At 55.9% G+C, this 19,586-nt stretch carries 16 protein-coding genes and 1 tRNA gene; 8 read left to right on the forward strand and 9 right to left on the reverse strand.

Features of this window, described 5'->3' with window-relative positions; translation table 11 throughout:
- Nucleotide 1: 1 nt before the first annotated feature.
- Both pgi and ACXJGX_RS13890 read left to right on the forward strand, forming a co-directional pair.
- Complete coding sequence (pgi, locus tag ACXJGX_RS13885; protein WP_474782687.1) at nucleotides 2-1,600, forward strand: glucose-6-phosphate isomerase; 1,599 nt, start codon at nucleotides 2-4, stop codon at nucleotides 1,598-1,600.
- A 52-nt stretch (nucleotides 1,601-1,652) separates the two neighbouring features.
- Nucleotides 1,653-2,111 carry a prepilin peptidase gene (locus ACXJGX_RS13890; RefSeq protein ID WP_474782689.1) on the forward strand — a complete coding sequence of 153 codons (459 nt, stop codon included), beginning with the start codon at nucleotides 1,653-1,655 and terminating at the stop codon, nucleotides 2,109-2,111.
- Between the two features lie 22 nt (nucleotides 2,112-2,133).
- On the opposite strand, the gene ACXJGX_RS13895 is transcribed toward ACXJGX_RS13890, so the two are convergent.
- The 5 genes from ACXJGX_RS13895 to ACXJGX_RS13915 form a co-directional block, all read right to left on the reverse strand.
- A complete protein-coding gene (locus ACXJGX_RS13895; RefSeq protein WP_474782691.1) occupies nucleotides 2,134-2,484 on the reverse strand; it encodes a RidA family protein in 351 nt (116 codons plus the stop codon).
- Nucleotides 2,485-2,511: 27 nt separating this feature from the next.
- A tRNA-Gly gene (locus tag ACXJGX_RS13900) sits at nucleotides 2,512-2,585 on the reverse strand.
- Between the two features lie 100 nt (nucleotides 2,586-2,685).
- Entirely contained in the window at nucleotides 2,686-3,231 is a 546-nt protein-coding gene (locus ACXJGX_RS13905; RefSeq protein ID WP_474782693.1) for a GNAT family N-acetyltransferase, read from the reverse strand.
- Nucleotides 3,232-3,290: 59 nt separating this feature from the next.
- Nucleotides 3,291-4,586, reverse strand: coding sequence for a class I SAM-dependent methyltransferase (locus ACXJGX_RS13910; RefSeq protein WP_474782695.1), 1,296 nt, complete (start codon nucleotides 4,584-4,586; stop codon nucleotides 3,291-3,293).
- A 120-nt stretch (nucleotides 4,587-4,706) separates the two neighbouring features.
- Complete coding sequence (locus tag ACXJGX_RS13915; protein ID WP_474782697.1) at nucleotides 4,707-6,749, reverse strand: ASKHA domain-containing protein; 2,043 nt, start codon at nucleotides 6,747-6,749, stop codon at nucleotides 4,707-4,709.
- A 320-nt stretch (nucleotides 6,750-7,069) separates the two neighbouring features.
- Here ACXJGX_RS13915 and ACXJGX_RS13920 point away from each other — a divergent pair, with 320 nt between their 5' ends.
- A complete protein-coding gene (locus ACXJGX_RS13920; protein ID WP_474782699.1) occupies nucleotides 7,070-7,765 on the forward strand; it encodes a YoaK family protein in 696 nt (231 codons plus the stop codon).
- Nucleotides 7,766-8,096: 331 nt separating this feature from the next.
- Nucleotides 8,097-8,507 (forward strand): helix-turn-helix transcriptional regulator, encoded by a 411-nt coding sequence (locus ACXJGX_RS13925; protein WP_474782701.1) that lies wholly within the window; start codon nucleotides 8,097-8,099, stop codon nucleotides 8,505-8,507.
- Nucleotides 8,508-8,561: 54 nt separating this feature from the next.
- On the opposite strand, the gene ACXJGX_RS13930 is transcribed toward ACXJGX_RS13925, so the two are convergent.
- Nucleotides 8,562-9,614, reverse strand: coding sequence for an ATP-grasp fold amidoligase family protein (locus ACXJGX_RS13930; protein ID WP_474782703.1), 1,053 nt, complete (start codon nucleotides 9,612-9,614; stop codon nucleotides 8,562-8,564).
- 160 nt (nucleotides 9,615-9,774) lie between these two features.
- Here ACXJGX_RS13930 and guaB point away from each other — a divergent pair, with 160 nt between their 5' ends.
- From guaB to ACXJGX_RS13950, 4 genes are all read left to right on the forward strand, one after another.
- Nucleotides 9,775-11,223, forward strand: coding sequence for an IMP dehydrogenase (gene guaB / locus ACXJGX_RS13935; RefSeq protein WP_474782705.1), 1,449 nt, complete (start codon nucleotides 9,775-9,777; stop codon nucleotides 11,221-11,223).
- On the forward strand, nucleotides 11,223-12,005 hold the full coding sequence (locus ACXJGX_RS13940) for an MBL fold metallo-hydrolase (protein WP_474782707.1): 783 nt from the start codon (nucleotides 11,223-11,225) through the stop codon (nucleotides 12,003-12,005). The genes guaB and ACXJGX_RS13940 overlap by 1 nt, the downstream gene beginning before the upstream one ends.
- Nucleotides 12,006-12,497: 492 nt before the next feature.
- Entirely contained in the window at nucleotides 12,498-13,658 is a 1,161-nt protein-coding gene (locus tag ACXJGX_RS13945; protein ID WP_474782709.1) for an RsmB/NOP family class I SAM-dependent RNA methyltransferase, read from the forward strand.
- Nucleotides 13,659-13,894: 236 nt separating this feature from the next.
- Nucleotides 13,895-16,054, forward strand: a complete 2,160-nt coding sequence (locus ACXJGX_RS13950) for an ATP-binding protein (RefSeq protein ID WP_474782711.1) — start codon at nucleotides 13,895-13,897, stop codon at nucleotides 16,052-16,054.
- Here the strand turns inward: ACXJGX_RS13950 and ACXJGX_RS13955 are convergent.
- Genes ACXJGX_RS13955 through ACXJGX_RS13965 form a run of 3 tightly spaced genes read right to left on the reverse strand, consistent with a single transcriptional unit; the run spans nucleotide 16,051 to nucleotide 19,400 of the window.
- Nucleotides 16,051-17,037: a glucokinase gene (locus ACXJGX_RS13955; RefSeq protein ID WP_474782713.1), complete on the reverse strand. Its 987-nt coding sequence runs from the start codon at nucleotides 17,035-17,037 to the stop codon at nucleotides 16,051-16,053. The two genes, ACXJGX_RS13950 and ACXJGX_RS13955, sit on opposite strands and share 4 nt — an antisense overlap.
- 7 nt (nucleotides 17,038-17,044) lie before the next feature.
- Entirely contained in the window at nucleotides 17,045-18,367 is a 1,323-nt protein-coding gene (locus ACXJGX_RS13960; protein WP_474782715.1) for a GH1 family beta-glucosidase, read from the reverse strand.
- The gene (locus ACXJGX_RS13965) at nucleotides 18,357-19,400 is read right to left on the reverse strand and encodes a LacI family DNA-binding transcriptional regulator (RefSeq protein WP_474782717.1); all 1,044 of its coding nucleotides are present in this window, start codon (nucleotides 19,398-19,400) and stop codon (nucleotides 18,357-18,359) included. The genes ACXJGX_RS13960 and ACXJGX_RS13965 overlap by 11 nt, the downstream gene beginning before the upstream one ends.
- Between the last annotated feature and the right edge of the window lie 186 nt (nucleotides 19,401-19,586).

The raw sequence follows: 19,586 nt of genomic DNA on the forward strand, positions 1-19,586 counted from the left end.
GATGTGGACGACCCTGAAAAACCATCATGCGACTGTTGCCGATCGTCGTTTCGAAACCTTGGTCGATGCTGCGCGCGCCGCTGATTTTTCGGCACAAGCGGGCGATATGTTGTTCGATTATGCCAAGACAAATATTGATGCAGACGGTCGCGCGCTTTTGATTGATTTGCTGGAAAACACAGGCGTTGCGGCGAAGCGTGATGCGATGTTTGCGGGTGCTGCGATCAATGAAACCGAAGGCCGCGCGGTGCTGCACACGGCCCTGCGCAATCTGGACGGCGGTCCGGTGATGGTTGACGGGGCCGATGTGATGCCCGGCATCAAAGACACCTTGGACCGGATGGCCGATTTCGCCAGCGCCGTGCGCGACGGTCGTTTTATGGGGCAGGGCGGCAAGATCACCGATGTCATCAATATTGGTATTGGCGGGTCTGACCTTGGCCCCGCGATGGCCGTAAAGGCGCTGGCACCTTATCACGATGGTCCCCGCTGTCATTTTGTCAGCAACGTAGACGCGGCAGATATTGCGGGCGTCATGCGCCAATGTGATCCGGCGACCACACTGGTCATCGTGGCGTCAAAGACATTTACCACGATTGAAACCATGACCAACGCCCGTACTGCACAGGCATGGATGGGGCAAAGCGTGGCGGACACGGGCGCGCAGTTTGCCGCGCTGTCGACGGCGGCCGACAAAACAGCAGCCTTCGGGATTCATCCCAGCCGGGTGTTTGGGTTTGAAGACTGGGTCGGTGGCCGCTATTCGATGTGGGGACCGATTGGTTTGTCACTGATGATCGCCATTGGCCCGCAGGCGTTCCGCGCGTTTCTGCGGGGGGGGCAGGCGATGGATGTCCATTTCAAGACGGCGGAATGGCAAGACAACCTGCCCGCGCTGCTTGCACTGGTGGGCATTTGGCATAACCAGATTTGCGGTTACGCCACCCGTGCAGTGTTGCCTTATGATAATCTTCTCAGTCGCTTACCTGCCTATCTTCAACAGTTGGAGATGGAGAGTAACGGCAAAGGCGTCAGCATGGATGGCGCAGATATGACGGTAAATTCTGGACCCGTCGTCTGGGGAGAGCCCGGCACAAACGGGCAGCACGCGTTTTATCAGCTGATCCATCAGGGCACGCGGGTGATCCCGTGCGAGTTTCTGGTCGCGGCCCGCGGGCATGAAGACGGGTTGCATCATCAACACCAACTTCTGGTTGCGAACTGTCTGGCCCAATCCGAGGCGCTGATGGCAGGGCGCGATCTGGACACGGCACGTGCGAAGGTGGCTGATAAATTCAGCGGTCCTGAACTTGAACGGCAAGCCAAGCACCGTGTTTTCCCCGGTAACCGTCCGTCGGTCACGATCGCCTATCCACTGCTTGACCCGTTTATGTTGGGGCAAATTATTGCGCTCTATGAGCACCGGGTGTTCGTGGAAGGCGTGGTTTTAGGTATCAACTCTTATGACCAATGGGGTGTGGAACTGGGCAAGGAACTTGCCACTGCGCTGCAACCCGTGGTGGAGGGGAAGCAAGACACCGAAGGGAAAGATGGCTCAACTGCCGCACTTGTCGGTTTTTTGCAAAAGAATGGTGTTTAGCCGGCGATGATTTTGTCATAGTTGCGAAAGTGTTAGACAAAGGAAACAGCCGATGATTGCCTACTATATCCCTTACGCGATGGCCGCGGTTTTAATCGTTGCTGTGATCATTGATCTGCGCACAGCCAAAACACCGAACTGGCTGACGCTGATCCCAATCGTGCTGTTTATCGCGCAGATCGCGTTGTCGGAAACACCTGCCGCCTTCGGATGGCAGTTGGGGCAAGGTATTTTGGTATTTGTGTTGGGGCTGGTGTTGTTTGCCGCAGGTGGGATTGGTGCTGGTGCGGTAAAGCTGATGGCTGGAACAGCGTTGTTGGTCCCGACCCACAACGCGCTTGGATCGCTTGGGCTGTTCCTGGCCGTCGTGTTGCTGGGGTTTCCGTTGATTATGCTTTTGCGCAAGGCAGTCGGATCAGAGACGAGCAAATGGGCTATCTTGTCCCGCCAGATTTTGCCAATGAGCCTGCCAATTGCAGTGGCAGGGCTCTATGGGATGTTCGTCGTTTAGGTGGTTCAATCACAAGCCAGCGTCAGATCGCCGCTGTCACGATGATTTCGACGTCATAGTCCGGTGTGGCCAGTTTGGCTTCGCCTGTCCAGCGTGCCGGGGCCTGACCCGCAGGCACCCAGGCATCCCACGCCGCGTTCATATCTGCGAATTGCGTGCCAATATCCGACAGCCAGATTTGCGCGGTCAGCATGTTGGTTTTATCGGTACCTGCTTCAGCAAGAAGCGTGTCGATCTGATCCAGAATTGCCTTGGTTTGATCGGTGACAGAGGCGCCTGCGGTGCCAACCTGGCCAGCCAGATAGGCAATCCCATTATGGATCACCAATTGGCTCATCCGGGCGTTTGTATGCTTGCGGGTAATATCGGGCATCGGGGCCTCTTTCATGTTGGGGAATATTGGAGCGGGTAACGGGAATCGAACCCGTAACTGAAGCTTGGGAAGCTTTCGTGATACCTTTTCACCATACCCGCAACATGGATTGATTTACGCGGGGATTTTGGAGGCGTCAACCGATGAATCTGCCCGCAGAATGCCGCAGTGGAAAATTTTCATACGACGATTGTTTTTGCCTCATTTAGGGCCGTGGCGCTGTCGCGCTTGCCAGTCCGCAGCCGAGAGCCGAAAGACCTGCCATGGTGCTGGCCCGCCACCCAAATCAAGTATCGCGTCTTCGAAAAAGCGCGCGCCAAGTTTGGCGGTGGCTTTTTGTGATCGGATATTGCTGGGTGCGATGTGGAACCAGATCTCGGGGAACGTCCCGAAGGCGTGGTCGTGCATCAGGGTCTTCAGGGCAAAATTTGTCGCACCACCCCAGTAGGCACGGTCCAAAAATGTGTAGCCGATAGCGATGGTGCCCGGACGGTCAGGTGCCGTGTAATACCGCGAACACCCAATGATATCACCTGACGTGTTGTCAATAATGGCGAGTGTCGCGCGGCTGGCAAGCAAGCTGCTAAAGTAGGGTTCGAACACCGCCTTTTCGTGCCGGTCGGATGCGGGGTGTCCTGCCCAGGTTTCCGGGTCAGATGCCGCACGGTACAGCCCGTCAAAATCGGTCATGGCCAGCGCACGCAGCGTCAGTGTCGCGCTGGTCAGCGTTGGTTGCGTATCAAACATGGCATCGCTCCGTCATGTTTATAAATGGCTGCGCGGCGCCATGTTTGATACAGGATGCTTTACGTTTCGGCGTAAATGTCAGCACGCGTGGCGGGTGGCCCGGTGACACCAAGGCGCCGTTTGGACGACAGTGTTTGATACAAATTCACCACGTTTCTGTCGAAACCCACCTCGAATAGCGCAAAATAAGCCAGCCAGAGGCGCACCAGTTCGTCGCCCACCAGTTCTTCAGCTTCGACGCGGTTTTCCCACAGCTTGTCGTGCCAGTGGACCAGCGTCAGACGGAAATGCTCGCGCAGCGACTCTGTGTCGTGCACCTCGAAACCGTGCCGTTCAAAATCTGTGATTGTACGGCCGATATGATCCAATTCACCGCCGGGGAAGATGTATTTTGTGATCGTTTTTTGGTAGCCAGTGGGGCGATCAAAGTCGGCCAGATGCGGTGTGACCCGCCGTGTGGACGCCTGATGCAAACACAGCCCGCCGGGCTTTAGCATCCGGTGGATGTTCTTGTAGTAGCTGTCGTAGTTATCAGCACCAATGTGTTCAAACATCTCGATCATCGAGATCTTATCAAAGTGATCGACCTCACTCAGGTCACGGAAGTCCTTGAGTTCGACGGTGACTTTGTCGGCCAAGCCGCGTTGCTGAATGCGTTCGTTGACCAACGCGAATTGGGTTTCAGACAGGGTCACGCCCTTGACCGTCACGCCGTAAAATTCGGCAGCATGACAGGCCAGGCTGCCCCAACCGCATCCAACGTCAAGCATCTGTTCGCCGGGTTTCAGCCGCAGCTTGCGACAAATGTGGTCGAGTTTGTCAATCTGTGCTTGGTCGATGTCGTTGTCCCAATCCTTGAAGTAGGCGCAGCTATAGACCATGCCGCGATCAAGGAAGAGTTTGTAAAAATCATTCGAGACATCGTAGTGAAAAGCGATCATCGCTTTGTCATCTCTTTTGCCTTTTTGCAGACGATCCAAAAAAGCGCGCGGCGAGAATTTCGCGCCTTCTTTGAACAAGAATGGCGCCAAGGCTTTGACAAGCTTCGCCCGAGAGTAGGATTTGAAAAACTTCAGGATACTGACGTGATCCGTGGCCTTGAGCAGTTGCAATGGCGACGCGTCGGTGATGCTGATGCCGCCGCTTCCGTACAGGCCGAAAACGGTCGCGATATTCGGTTTCAACAGGATTTGACGGATCGCGTCCGCAGAGTTGATGACCACCTCGATGTTTGGCGCATCGCTGCGGTTGTACGCTATTGTGGTCCCATCCCAAAGCTTGACTGTGACGTCGGCTTTGACCGCATCTTTTGCGGCGTTCAGGATGGTGCTAATCGACTTAAGTTGGGCGCTCAAAATATATACCTTCTGCTCTGTTGGCCTAAAGTTATCGACGTGGTCTAACCGCGTCCATAGCTTCAGACCAAAAAACGCAAAATGGGATGTTTAAGTCAGCAAAAGTCGCCTTTTAGTTGCTTATCCCCGCCGCCGCCGCCGCCCGCTGCCGTCACCACCACGCGAACCGCCTGTATTGTGATTCACATCGGGCAGCGTCACGATGCTGTTCAGGATCGGAAACGGTTCGACCGCGTTGGGCATGGCGGACGCATTGACAAAATGTTCCTGAAACCGGGGTTCAATTGCGGTTTCGATTTTGTGGATGTTGCGCACTGTTTCTTCGATTTCGCGCCGTGCGTCGGTGTTCAGCAGCGCAATCCGCGCCCCGGTGCCTGCGGCGTTGCCGGCGCTGGTCACTTTGTCCAATGGTGCGTCGGGGATCATGCCCAGCACCATCGCGTGTTTGGGGCTGATATGGGCACCAAAGGCGCCGGCCAGTACGATCCGGTCCACCTTGTCGACACCAAATTTATCCATGAGCAGGCGCGCGCCGGAATACAGCGCGGCTTTGGCCATTTGGATTTGCCGGATGTCGGTGTTGGTCACCGTAATTTTCGGACCCCCAGCGGCAGTCCCGTCATACAGCAGATAAGAGTTCGTGCGCCCGTCCGCAAAACAATTAGGCGACCCGGTTTGTTCAGCCGATCCGATCAGGCCCGGCGCGTCAACGATGCCAGCCATGCGCATTTCAGCGACGACTTCGATAATGCCTGACCCGCAAATGCCGGTGATGCCGGTTTGCGCGATGGCGGCATCGAACCCGTCTTGGTCAGACCAAAGATCGGACCCGATGACCTGAAAGCGGGGTAATTTGGTGACCGGGTCGATTGCGACGTGTTCAATTGCGCCGGGCGCTGCCCGCTGCCCGCTGCTGATTTGCGCGCCTTCAAACGCAGGGCCGGTGGGGGAAGAACAGGCCAGTACTTTTTCGCGGTTCCCGAGCAGGATTTCAGCGTTTGTGCCCACATCCACGACCAGCATCAGATCGTCGGATTTATCAGGGGCCTCTGACAGTGCAACGGCGGCGGCGTCGGCGCCAACGTGCCCGGCAATGCAGGGCAGGATATAGACGCGTGCGGCAGGGTGCAGGTGCAGGTCCAGATCAGCGCCGCGCAACGACAGGCTGTTGGATGTCGCCAAGGCAAAGGGGGCTTGCCCCAGTTCATATGCGTCGATCCCCAAGAACAGGTGGTGCATGACAGGGTTGCATACAAATACCGCGTCAACAATCAAGGTTGGGTCAATCTTGGCTTCGCTTGCGATTTGAACAAACAGTGCATTCATGCCTTCACGGACCGCAGCTGTCATTTCCGACGATCCGGTCGGGTTCATCATGCCATAGCTGACCCGGCTCATCAGGTCTTCGCCAAAGCGGATTTGCGGGTTCATGATGCCCGATGATGCGACGACATCGCCGGTATGCAGGTCACACAGGTGCGCGGCGATTGTGGTGGACCCCAGATCGACGGCAAGCCCGTAAAGCGCACCGTCATAGAAGCCCGGCCAGATGTGGATGATGCGCGGGCTGAAAACGGCGTCGCCCAGATGGATCGCAACCGTGACTTTCCAGTCGCCTTTGCGCAAGGCTTTTTGCAAGGTTTGCAGCACGCCAAGGTCCGCCTCAAGCGCGGGCAGGTCCCAGTCGCGGCGCAATGCGATGATCAGCCGTTCCAGATCGCCCGACGGATCATGCATGTCGGGTTCGGCAACTTCGACGTAATAAAGCCGGGTGGAGGGGTTCATCACGATTTCGCGGGCCTCTGCGCGTTTGCGCACGACTTGTTTATGCACCTGGCTTTCGGCGGGGACGTCGATCACCACGTCTTTTTGCACTGTCGCCTGACAGCCCAGACGCCGCCCTTTTTTAAGACCGCGAATGTCGTCGTACCGCTGTTCAACGCTGTTCCATTCCGACAGCGCATCATTGGCGACGCTCACCCCGTGCTTGGAAAATTCACCATAGGACGGCGTGATCTGACACTTCGAACAAATGCCACGGCCACCGCAAACGCTGTCCAGATCGACGCCAAGCTGCCGCGCCGCGGTCAGAACCGGGGTGCCGACGGGAAACCGCCCGCGTTTGCCAGAGGGAGTAAAAATAACCAGAGGATCGGTGCTCATGAACGCGGCCTTGTGCTGTTTGCGCATAGATACCCTGCTTGGCGGCGAATGGAAGGTCCGAACCCGTCATAATCATTATGTGAAGCGGCATGGCGTCGACGCGCCACACCCAAGGATGCTGCATCAGCTATGAATGTCTGCTAACACCAGATAGCCAGAAAAAATCCCGCGACACCCCTGAAAGTTAAACAGGATTTGTTTCAGCGCCAATCCCGGTGTTTTATGCAGGTGACCACAGGGAAGTTTGTGGAACACTTTTTTCGTTTGAGCGACCGACCGACAATGCCAATTTTGACACTGGAAATTGAACAGGAACCACAATGTTAATCAAAGTTGGTGACGACCGCACCGCAAACATTGATCTGGTTCTGGCAGGACTTTTGTCATCAATAGCGGGTGCATTAAACGCCGTCGGATTCTTGATTGCGGGATCGTTTACGGCGAATATGACGGGTAACATTTCGGCCTTTGCGGACAACATCGCGAATGGCGCGATCTTTGTCTCTTTTTCGTTCATCGGGCTGGTGGCAGCGTTTGTGTGCGGGGCAGGCCTTGCCGCCCTCGCGATACAAACCGGCGAAAGAAGGCGGCTTCGGTCCATCTACGCCATCGCAATTACCGCTGAGGCGGGAATACTTTTGATGCTAGGCATGACGCTTACTTTGTCACTTTTCCAGCCCGATGAGACATTTTTGGTGATTGTTCTCAGTTTTGTGATGGGTCTTCTAAACGCGGTTACGACGATGATTTCAAAGGCGCGCGTGCGCACAACGCATGTCTCGGGCATGGCAACTGACATCGCAATTGAACTGGCCGCGCTGGTCGGTGATACAAAGGCGCGACAGGATGCGATGCCGAAACTGAAACTTCACACCTTGACCCTTGCTAGCTTTGCAATCGGGGGCGTCTGCGGGGCGCTCTTGTTTCAACTTGTCGCAAGCTGGCTGTTTGTGATGGCCGCAGTTGCGTTGCTGGTCATAGCCGTTCCCGAAGCCCTGCGCGCGCACCGTCCCTGAATTCACGCGTTGTTTTTGTAAAGCGGTCGTTTGTCGCACTATGGGTTTTGAAAACCGCAGTTGGATCAAACGCCATGCGACACGCTGCGGCGAAGGACTGACGCGCGGGTGCGGTTTTGGCGGCAATTTTACGCCATATCGTGGGGGTGATCGGAATTTTCCGCGTGTACCTTGACGGCCGCTATTCTACTTAGGCGTAGTCGACTGAATACTGGACCCTGTGATGAAGCGACCATTGGTTTACATTGCCCTGCCGGCGCTGGCGTTCGTTCTTGTTTGTGCGCTCGATATTATTCGCTAGACGCCGCCATGGGATCCCGTTGATATCGGCTTGGATATTGCCCAAACCGTGGCGTTGGTTTTGATGGTTGTGGCTGTTGCCTGGTCGATGCAGCGGGTGGTGGATCTGCGCCAAGACAGTCAAGCCTTACGTGATTTTATGGCGCGCAATAACAACAAGGGCGCGGATTGGCGCGCCGCCCGGTCGCAAGAAATCGCGGCGATCAGCGAAGCCATCGCCCTAGAGTTTCGCGATTGGGGCCTGACGGCGCAGGAAATGAACGTCGCGGAATTGCTGCTAAAGGGGGCGTCGGTAAAGGAAATCGCACTGGATCAACAGGCATCCGAAGCGATGATCCGCGTAAGGGAACAGTCAATCTATCGAAAGGCCGGGCTATCGGGGCGGGTGGAACTGTCAGGTTATTTTCTGGATAGTCTTTTCGCCGCTGAAACCCTGCAGTAACGTGATCACGTTTCTATGGTGCCTCACCAATTGGTGACGTGACGCTGACCGGGTTCACCACTGGACACGAAATAATTGTGTGGGCCGGGTATCTTTGGGCATTTTGTCATAGAGCTTGCGCGCGCGCGTGTTTTTGTAGAAGGTCAGATCCGTTTTATCTTTTGGCCCCATCCACGGCGCATGCCAGTGAAACCCCAATAGGTAGTCGGGGAATGGTTCCCTTGTTCTGGCGGCGCCACCGTTCGGGACAAGACCGATTTCGCCCATATATATTTCATCGCGGCACAAGAAAAGATCGACGCGGATAAAGTCGAACGACTTTCCTATTTCCTCGGCGACAGCGATCATCTGGTCGATTTGTGGCGGCATTTGCACAGCGGAACCGCCTTTGAAATACAGCTCGACATCCAGTTTTTGGGTATCGCGGTCATAGATCGTCTGGATGTGGCGTGTGTGACGATCACGGTCATTTTGAATAAGGATGACTTTGCCATTGCAGACAAAGAATTTCCAGTCATCAGCGGAAACGCCGCTTTCCGATAGATCCTCTTCTAGAAAGATGCGCCTTTCAAAGAATTCGTACCACCAAAGGCCAAGCCTGCGATCATGGATTTTTGTCAGCCAGGTTTCGGCTGTTGCTTCAAGCTTTGTCCGTGTTTCCTGATCGATCGGGAAATTGACGGGCATATTGGTTCCCGCACCATGGTTGGATTTAAACCAGTATCGACCAGCCGGGATGTCATCATTTGATGGAAGCTCTGCGCGCTTACTTTCCCAAATCACCCGCGGGGTTTTCACCGCTGGCGCTCCTTTGGACGGAAGGTACTTGCGCGCACCGAGTTTATCGGAGGTTGCACATAGGGGGATCGGCGCGAAAAACTTGAACAGAAGTTGCTTTTCAGTGAACGAGGATGGCGCAAGAAGGTTGGGTAGCCGACCATGAAACCGTTCATAGACCGCACAAGATCGCCGTACCGCATGCGGAAAGTCGTCGCCAAGTGCCTCGTATCCGCGGTGATAGCCGGTCGGCACGCGGCTTGAGGTTCCGTGCAACCCGTTTGTCTTAATAATTTGCAACGACGTTTTGACGTAGTCTCTGATAATCACTTGGCACCTGCAGTTTTTTCGGCGCTGAGTGCGACCTTCTCATCGCAGGGTATTATGCCGAGATTGCGTATCGGTAAAGATAAATCCCCCCAAGGTCTTTCTTGTGCGCCGTATCCATGCAATAGCGCAGTGCCAACGATGCCACCCAAGGAGACGGTTGATGGAGATTCGCGAGGCGCTTACCTTTGATGATGTTTTACTGGTGCCGGCCGCATCAAGTGTGCTGCCGTCAACGGCCGATACACGCACGCATGTGACCAAGGCGATCAGCCTGAACATTCCGTTGCTATCCAGCGCGATGGACACAGTGACAGAAGGCCGGATGGCGATCGCCATGGCCCAAGCTGGCGGCATGGGCGTGATCCACAAAAACCTGAACATCGCGCAGCAAGCCGAAGAAGTTCGCCGGGTGAAACGGTTTGTATCAGGCACAGTGTATAACCCGGTCACGTTGCGCCCGGAACAAACTTTGGCGGATGCCAAGGCCCTGATGGAACGTTACCGCATCACCGGGTTTCCCGTCGTCGATGCGAACGGCAAGATTGTCGGAATTGTCACCAACCGTGACATGCGCTTTGCCCAAGATGACGCGACCCCGGTCAGCGTGATGATGACAACCAAAGACCTTGCCATTCTGCAAGAACCTGCCGATTTGGACGAGGCGCGGTCATTGATGCAGGCGCGCCGGATTGAAAAGCTGTTGATCACTGACAAAGGTGGCAAGCTGACAGGGCTGTTGACATTGAAGGATAGCGAACAGGCTGTTCTGAACCCGATTGCCTGCAAAGACAGTTTGGGCCGGTTGCGGGTTGCAGCTGCCTCTGGCGTGGGCGACGCGGGTTATGAGCGGACGCAAGCGCTGGTCGAGGCGGGCGTTGATATGATCGTGATTGACACGGCGCACGGTCACTCTGAAGGGGTGGCGCGGGCCGTTGAGCGCGCAAAAATGCTGTCGAATGAATTGCAGGTAGTCGCGGGCAATATCGCGACAGGCGAAGCGGCGCGTGCGCTGATTGGATCAGGTGCGGATGCCGTGAAGGTCGGGATTGGCCCCGGGTCAATCTGTACCACCCGTATGGTCGCCGGTGTCGGTGTGCCGCAACTGACCGCCATTATGGATTGCGCGATTGCCGCGGGTGATATTCCGGTGATTGCCGATGGTGGCATCAAGTTCTCGGGCGATTTTGCCAAGGCGATTGCGGCAGGCGCGTCCTGTGCGATGGTCGGGTCAATGATCGCAGGCACAGACGAAAGCCCGGGCGAAGTGATTTTGTACCAAGGCCGGTCTTTCAAGTCCTACCGTGGCATGGGCAGCCTTGGCGCGATGGCCAGCGGATCTGCCGATCGTTATTTCCAAAAAGAAGCCGCCAGCGACAAATTGGTCCCGGAAGGCATCGAAGGTCAGGTGCCATACAAAGGGTCTGCACATGCGGTGGTTCATCAGTTGGTGGGCGGTTTGCGTGCAGCGATGGGATACACGGGCAATGCGACGATCCCAGAGATGCGCACAAACTGCGCGTTCGTGAAAATCACTGGCGCCGGTCTGAAGGAAAGCCATGTGCATGACGTGCAGATCACCCGCGAAAGCCCGAACTACCGGGTCGGCTGATGGACGGGGTGTCACGGTATCAGGTGGGGCAAATCAGCGTCATGTGCCTGAAGGACGGCGGGGCGAATTTTCCTGCGAAAATTTTTCCTTCCGTCGATGATGCGCTGCGGGCGACGCGATTGTCAGATGCAGGGTTGTCGGAGATCCAGACCAATTTTAACTGTTACGTCCTGCAGTTTCCCGATGGCCGGGTTAAGATGATCGACACCGGGTTCGGGACCAAAGTTGTCTCGGCAGGTGGGCAGATGCGCGCCTTGTTGGACGGGCTTGATATTGCGCCTGCCGATGTGTCGCAGATTGTCTTTACGCATCTGCACAACGATCATTGCGGCGGTGCGATGGATCACGACGGATTGGTTTTTCCAAACGCCGAGATCATCTTGCATGTCGATGAGGCGGCACACTGGGCGGGCACGGATGTGGCCGCGGGCCAGTTGTTGGCCGCGTCCAAAAATACCCGCACCGTTGAAGATGGTGCCGATCTGGGGGATGGTCTGACGGTTTGGGCGCTGCCCGGGCATACGCCGGGCCACATGGGGTTGCGTTTAGGTGAATTGGCGTTCGTCGGTGATGTCGTCCATTCCGAAGCGCTGCAACTGCCGGACCCAACCACAAGTTCGATCTATGATGTTGATGCGGCCGCAGCGCTGAAAAGCCGTATTCTGGCGTTGGACACCGTTGCTGATCATGGTTTGATCTGGACGGGATGCCATATGTTGGGCCCGCAAAAATTCGCGCGCCTCAAGCGTGTCGGGCAGGGGTTCGTGCGGGTGCCGCTTTAGCGTCAGGGCGCCCGCATTTTCATCATCCCGGCAGGATTGGCTGATCATTCAGTGCTGTGCGCCTCCGGGCGGCGGTTGCATGCATGCGCGTGATAAGTTTTGCGCCCGCTAGTATGAACAACATTAACGCGATGATATTTAAAGTTTGCGCGCCAGTCAGGCCGGTTTTGGTGGGGGAGAAGTGCAGATTTACGACCGTCGATACATGGTTTCATAGATAAAGTCCCACACACTGGTCGGCGATTGCGTCTTTGGCGACCCGTGTACGTGCTGTCATCGCACCGCGTAAGCAAAAGACGGATCCTGATTTTCCAGACCGATGCAGGTTTTTCATGATCCACGCGGCAAAGGCCGGCGTGAATTGCGCGGCAACTGCGATTTAAAAGGTTGCGGGTTTGATTGCGCGCAAGCGACGGGTATATGAACACAAACCTTGCACCAGAAAGTTGCCTTTATGTCCTTATCATACGCCCTTGTTGATTGGTCTGTTCAATGACACCGGGTGCCCGCGTTGCTGCGGCGATCTCCATCCTTAACGCCATCCGCGATGGGCAGGCCGCCGAACAGGCGTTGACGTCTTGGGCGCGCGGAAGCCGTTTTGCCGGGTCAAAGGACCGTGCGGCGGTACGCGATCATGTATTTGATGTGCTGCGCGCCCGTCGATCGTTGGGTGACGGCACGGGGCGGGAACTGATGATCCGGCTGTGCCAGCGTGATGGCTTGCCTCTTGATGCGCTTTTTTCGGGCGATGGCCATGCGCCTGAACGCCTCACTGACACTGAAACGCTGGCCCTGAACCAGCCTGACGTGATGTCCGTTGCGGCACAACATGATCTGCCCGAATGGCTTTGGCCGATATGGCAAGACAGCCTTGGCGCTGAAGCATCGCAGGCGGCGTTGGTCCAACAGCAGCGTGCAGCTGTGTTTCTGCGTGTCAACATGCGGCGTTGCAGCCCATCGGACGCGATTTTGGCGCTCGCCGCGGATTCGATTTCGGCGGTGGCGCACCCAACTCTTCGCACCTGTCTGGTGGTGACGGAAAACAGCCGCCGGATCAAAACATCTGCCGCCTATCTGGATGGTTTGGTCGAATTGCAGGATGCGGCGTCGCAATTTGCGATTGGTATGGTGCCCGTGAAAACCGGCGCGCGGCTCCTGGACTATTGCGCGGGCGGGGGTGGCAAGGCGCTTGGCTTTGCCGACCTGAATGACGCAACCGTGTTCGCCCATGATATCGCATCGCGCCGGATGGCCGATTTGCCAGTGCGCGCAGCCCGCGCAAAGGTCAGTATTTCATGCGTTGAAACGGACGCCCTTGCCAAAAATGGCCGCTATGATGTGGTATTTTGCGATGCGCCTTGTTCAGGAAGCGGGACATGGCGGCGCACACCTGATGCCAAGTGGCGGTTGACACAATCAGACCTGACAAAGCTGACGACGCTGCAATCCGAGGTGATTGCCGCCGCGGCAGCGTTGGTCGCGCCGGGGGGGATCCTTGCGTATGCGACCTGTTCCGTGCTGCGGCCAGAAAACGACGATATCGTGAATGGGTTTTGTGCAGCGCAGCAAGAATGGGAGATTTTGTCCCAGCATCACCTTGTGCCAAGTCTGGATGGTGACGGATTTTTCCTCAGTCTTTTAAGGCGTCTGTGAACATCTATGAGTTGCATTTATGCGCGTCCTCGCTCACGTTAAGGTTTGGTTAAGGCATTCAGCTTAAGCCAAGAAAGTGCTTTTGTTGAGGATCTTCGGTGTCTGAAATTTCGTTGTCGCTAAGGCCGCTGGTCAAAAGCATTCGTCACCTTCCTGCGAGGATAATCTGGGGCGGCGCGTCTTTTTTGTGCCTTGAAGCGGCCGTCACTGTTTCTTCGCCCTTTTTCGCGATTTGCATGGCGTTTATCGCTTTTGTCCTTGGTTGGTTGGCTTTGTTCCGGCCCGATTGGCTGCAAACCGGCATCGACCAAGCCACAATTGACCTGATCAATCAAGATCCTGACAGCGCGTTTGTGACGGATCAAAATGCCAAAGTTTATTATACAAACGCTACCGCCATGGCACGGTTCGGTGATTGTGACGGACGAAGCCTGCACGACATATTTGAAAATATGATGGCGGACCCAGCCTCGATGATCCGGCGAATGATGTCTGACGACGGCGTAACGCAGACCCGCAAGGAACATATCGTGACGCGCCGCGCGCATTTTCGCATGAGCGTGACACCGCTACGCAAGATGAAGCTTTTGTGGCGTCTAGACGAGCTGGGCGGCCAAAGCGAAATTCAGAACGAAAGCTTTGCACTGCCAATTTTAAGTGTCGCGTCTGACGGCGTGATTTCGCATCAAAACAAAGCATTTCGCGATCTGATGGTGACGCATCCCAACAGCCTGCGCGACGCTTTTGACACGGTCCCTGTGATCGCGGGTAAACCGAATAAACTGGTCACAGGGAACGGCCTTGTTCCAATTTTTATAGCCGAAATTAAAGGGTTAGCCGGTAGACGTGATCTTGTTGTTGTGCCTGCGGCGCAGGCGGCACCGCGTACACGGCTGGATGTGGGTTGGGACGCCATCGAAGATTTGCCCGTGCCTTTGCTAAAGGTGTCGGTGGAGGGGGACGTGCTTGCATCAAACCGCGAGGCGCGCCATCTTTTGGGCTGCGAATGCACCGAAAAAACGCGCTTTGCCGATCTGCTGGACGGATTGGGCCGCCCGATTACAGATTGGCTGCGTGAAGCCGCAGAAGGGCGTGGCGGACATGTGTCCCAATTCCTGCGTGGACGTGGGGACAATCAAGATACCTTTGTTCAGGTGACCCTGAACAGCGCAGGGGGGGCGGACGATCCGCATCTGATTGCGGTGCTGAATGATGTCACAGAGCTGAAGACACTCGAAGCCCAATTTGTGCAAAGCCAAAAGATGCAAGCGATTGGGCAGCTTGCGGGCGGTGTTGCCCATGACTTTAACAATCTTTTGACAGCGATTTCGGGTCACTGTGACCTGTTACTGCTGCGCCACGATGAAGGTGATCAAAATTTTGGGGATTTGATACAGATACATCAAAACGCCAACCGCGCGGCGAGTTTGGTCGGCCAATTGCTGGCCTTTTCGCGCAAACAAAATCTGCAGCCCGAGATCATTGATTTACGCGATACGCTTTCGGATTTGACCCATCTTTTGAACCGCCTTGTTGGTGAAAAAGTAACGTTAACGCTGCACCACGACCCCGCTTTGGCGCAGATCAAAGCGGACAAGCGGCAGTTAGAACAAGTCTTGATGAACTTGGTCGTGAACGCACGTGACGCGATGCTGGGAAAGGGCGAAATTCGTGTGGAAACCGAAAATATGGTCCTGAACAAGCCGATGATCAAAGACCGGGCAGTGGTGCCACCAGGCGCATATGTTGTTGTCAAAGTGATCGACGAAGGCCACGGAATTCCTCCCGAGAAATTGTCGAAGATATTCGAACCGTTTTATACGACCAAACGCACGGGCGAGGGGACCGGGTTGGGCCTGTCCACGGCGTACGGGATCGTTAAACAAACGGGCGGTTTCATCTTCGCGGATAGCGAGGTTGGCAGCGGCACCGAGTTTTCGCTTTTGTTCCCAAGTTACGACCTGCCAGTTTCCACCCCGGTTTCACCAATTGCAACGACACCCGAACTGACGACAAGCCCTGCAGACGGGGTTGTATTGCTTGTCGAGGATGAGGCACCTGTGCGCGCGTTTGCATCGCGGGCCTTGCAGCTGCGCGGCTATACAGTCCTAGAGGCGGACTGTGCCGAAGCCGCGCTTGCCATGCTGGAAGACCCGGATTTGCAGGTCGATCTGTTTGTATCAGATGTCATTATGCCCGGGATGGATGGCCCGACTTGGGTCCGCCAAGCGTTAGAGGCGCGGCCCCATATTAAGGTTGTGTTTGTGTCGGGCTACGCCGAGGACGCGTTTGGCGACGAACAATCGCGCATCGCCAACGCTGTATTTCTGGCAAAGCCGTTTTCGCTGAATGCGTTGACGCAAACAGTCGAATCCCAATTGGCCGGCACGCCTTAACGCGTTTGACCGGCTTGGGCCAAACTGACCAGATGTGCGGCTGACCCGGTTAATGCCGCGTAGTCATCGTGCACGACATGGACAGCAAAATTGCCCATGAATCCGGCAAATCGCCCTTTGTCACGGAACGCATCGCCAAAACCATATTCGGTCAAATGCGCAGAAATCGCCCGCGCCACACCACCAACCAGATAGACCCCCCCAAACGGAAGTTGGATCAACGACAGGTTTCCGCAGACCGTGCCCAGGATGCGTGTGAACAATTGCGCGGCTTCGATAGCACGCGGGTCGCTGCCAGAATCGCAGGCGTCCATAATGTCTTTGGCGGATAGTTCACGCGGATCGTTTGCCTCGTGGCCCAAGAACCCATAAGCGCGTTCCAACCCACGACCTGACAGCACGTCTTCGACTGCGGGGAACCCATGAGCCGTTGACACGTACTGGCACAGACGCAGTTCTTTTTCATTGCGGATGGGCAGGTTTGCGTGGCCGCTTTCTGATGGGGGGACCACGCGTCCATGTTCAAGGTCAAACACTGGGGCGGCATTGAATCCGGTGCCAACGCCGACCACCAATTTGGCAGCATTTTGCGGCGCAGCCGTCCCCGCAAGGACGGTTTGAATGTTGGCTGGATCAATATGACCCAGCGCATGACCTTGTGCCTGTAAGTCATTGAGAATGGCCACAGTTTCAGCGCTTGTCGCCCGGGTCAGCGTCAGCTTGTCGATCGTCCAGTCAAGGTTGGTCATTGTTGCCTGACCATCGCGCACCGGGCCAGCGACGGCCACACATGCGGCGATCGGGTCCACGTTGTCTTCGTCTTCGATATAGCGCCGCAGCACCGATTCCAGTCCGGGGAATTCGCTGTTGCTATAACGGCGGATTGTTTCTGGCAGAATGTCTTTGCCGTGGGCAAGCGCCACGCGCGTATTCGTTCCGCCGATGTCGGCAACAAGAGAGAGAGTGTTTTTAGGATGGCTCATGATAGACCTAACGCGCAATGGCTGCTTTGAGGGCGTGATACGATGCTTTGGGGGTTCGCTGCAATGTATCGAAATCCACATGGACCATGCCGAACCGTTTTTCGTAGCCAAAGGCCCATTCGTAGTTGTCCAGCAGTGACCAGTAGAAGAAACCTTTGACGTTTGCACCGTCGTCGATGGCGTGTTTGGCCGCCATGATGTGGTCGCTGACGTATTTCATCCGGACGGGGTCATAAACGGCGCCGTTTTCGACGTGGTCATCCCATGCCATGCCATTTTCGGTGACATAGAGTGGCAGGTCACCGACGTAGTCACGCGCCATGCGCACCAGAATCGCCTTGAGGCCAGCAGGGTAAATTTCCCATCCCATCTGTGTCAGGTCCAATGTGGGTTCGGCGGCTTTCAGGCTGGGCCATGCGGTCGCGGGGTCGGCCAGAATTTCATGGCGCGTGTAATAGTTTACGCCAAGAAAATCAATGGGTTGGCTGATTTGTGCCATGTCGTCTTGCCAGCCTTCAGGCATATGTGGGCCCAACCCGTCCAGTGCGGCTTGGGGGTAGGTGCCTTTGGTCGCAGCCTCGATGAACCAGCGGTTATAGAGCGCGTCCTGTACATCGGCGGCTTTCACGTCTGCGGGGCTATTGCTGGCAGCTGGGCTGTGTTCAAAGTTCAGGACGATACCGCAATTATCCATCCCTTTTGCGCGCAGGCGTGTCATTGCTTCGCCGTGGGCCAGCATGATGTGGTGCATTGCGCGGGCGGTGGCGCGGATGTCGCGCAGGCCGGGCGCATGCGCGCCGATGAAATGCGACAAAAACGAGACACACCAAGGTTCGTTGATCGTGGCGATAGAGGCCATACGGTCACCGATTTTGTCGGTGATGACATCTGTGAAGTCACCGAAATATTTTGTGGTATCGCGGTTGGTCCAGCCGCCTTTGTCAGCTAGGGCCGAAGGCAGTTCCCAGTGATAAAGCGTTTGAAACGGCTTTAACCCGCGTTCTAAAATGGCGTCTGTCAGGCGGTCGTAAAAATCCAGACCTTCGGCATTTACGGTGCGCCCGTCGGGCATCACCCGCGCCCATGATGTGGAAAACCGGTAGGCATCCATCCCCGCATCTTTCAGCAGATCCAGGTCTTCGGGAAAGCGGTGATAGTGGTCACAGGCGCGCGCACCGTCTTCGGCGCGGATAACGTTGCCGGGCGTTGCCGCAAACGTATCCCAATGGGTTGACCCGGCACCACCAAACTTGTGGCCTTCGATCTGGTAGGCGGCTGTGGCGGCCCCAAAAAGAAAATCTTTCGGGAAATCAGAGCGTTTAAAGTCCATTTTCTTCCTTTCGGGGGGCAGGGCCCGTTGATTGTCCAACCACAAATTCGGCCTGCAGGATGACCTTTTGCGGCGGTTTGTTCGGCTGTTCGATTTTATCCAAAAGCACCTGCGCCAACTGTTGTCCCGCAGTGCGGACCGATGATCGGGTCGCGGTAAAAATCGGCGTTTCGTTGCCGTTTTGCAAATATGATAGCATGTCGTCGTGGGTGATCACGGACACGTCTTGACCCATCACCAGTCCGCGCCCTTCGATGGCGCGACGCACGCCAAGCGCACTGATCAGTGATGAACAAAGAAAGGCGGTGGGGGCATCGGGTTCGCCCAACAAACGGTGCGCTGTTTCATACCCGTTCACCTCGGTCATTTCGCCCGACTGCATGATGGTTTCATCGACCTGCATGCCGTGGTTGCGCAGGGATTTTTCGTATCCCGCCCGCCGCTGAAACGCAAAGTCCATGTTTTCAAGCCCATTCACCAAGCCGATCCGCCGATGGCCAAGTTGGATCAGGTAATCGGTCGCTTCTTTGAAGGCGTCCAGATTATTCACATCAAGATAGGTATACGGCAGGTCACAATGGGTGACGTGCCCGTGGACAGCAAAGGGCAGGTTAAGACCGCGCAAAAGCGCGATCCGGGGGTCGTCGATCCGCGGGCCATGAACGATCACCCCATCGACGGCGCGACGGGATTTCAGGCTGCGATAGATCTGGTCTTCGTTGGAATCGTCCACAATCGACAGGATCATTTCATAGCCGTTGCGGGCGTATGTTTCACCCGCTCCGGCGATGAAGTCACCAAAAACGGGGTTTACCATCTCGTGTTTTGTCGAGACTGGGATCACGTGGCCAATCGCAAGCGCCCGACCTGTCGCTAGACCTTTGGCGCGGGTGCTGGGGTGGTAATGAAACTCTTTTGCGGCACGCTCTACGCGATCGCGCGTCGCTTCGCTCACTTCGGGGTAGCCGTTCAGCGCACGGCTGACCGTTGTCTGGCTAAGTCCTAGGTTTTGCGAGAGTTCTTTGAGGTTCATGGGGGATCGGTTGCTTTATATTTGGTCAGATTATTGCTGTGGAAGCCTGTATTTTGGGCATAAAATTATTGCGTAATCGTTTCAGTAACCGTCCTGACGTCCGATTCCAAGCTTTTTTTCCCGATGCATGTCTGTTGACTTCATATCGCAGTTCACACAGTGTAGGCAAATCCAAAGCGCTTTGGG

The sequence above is a fragment of the Yoonia sp. SWMV100 genome (assembly GCF_056108365.1).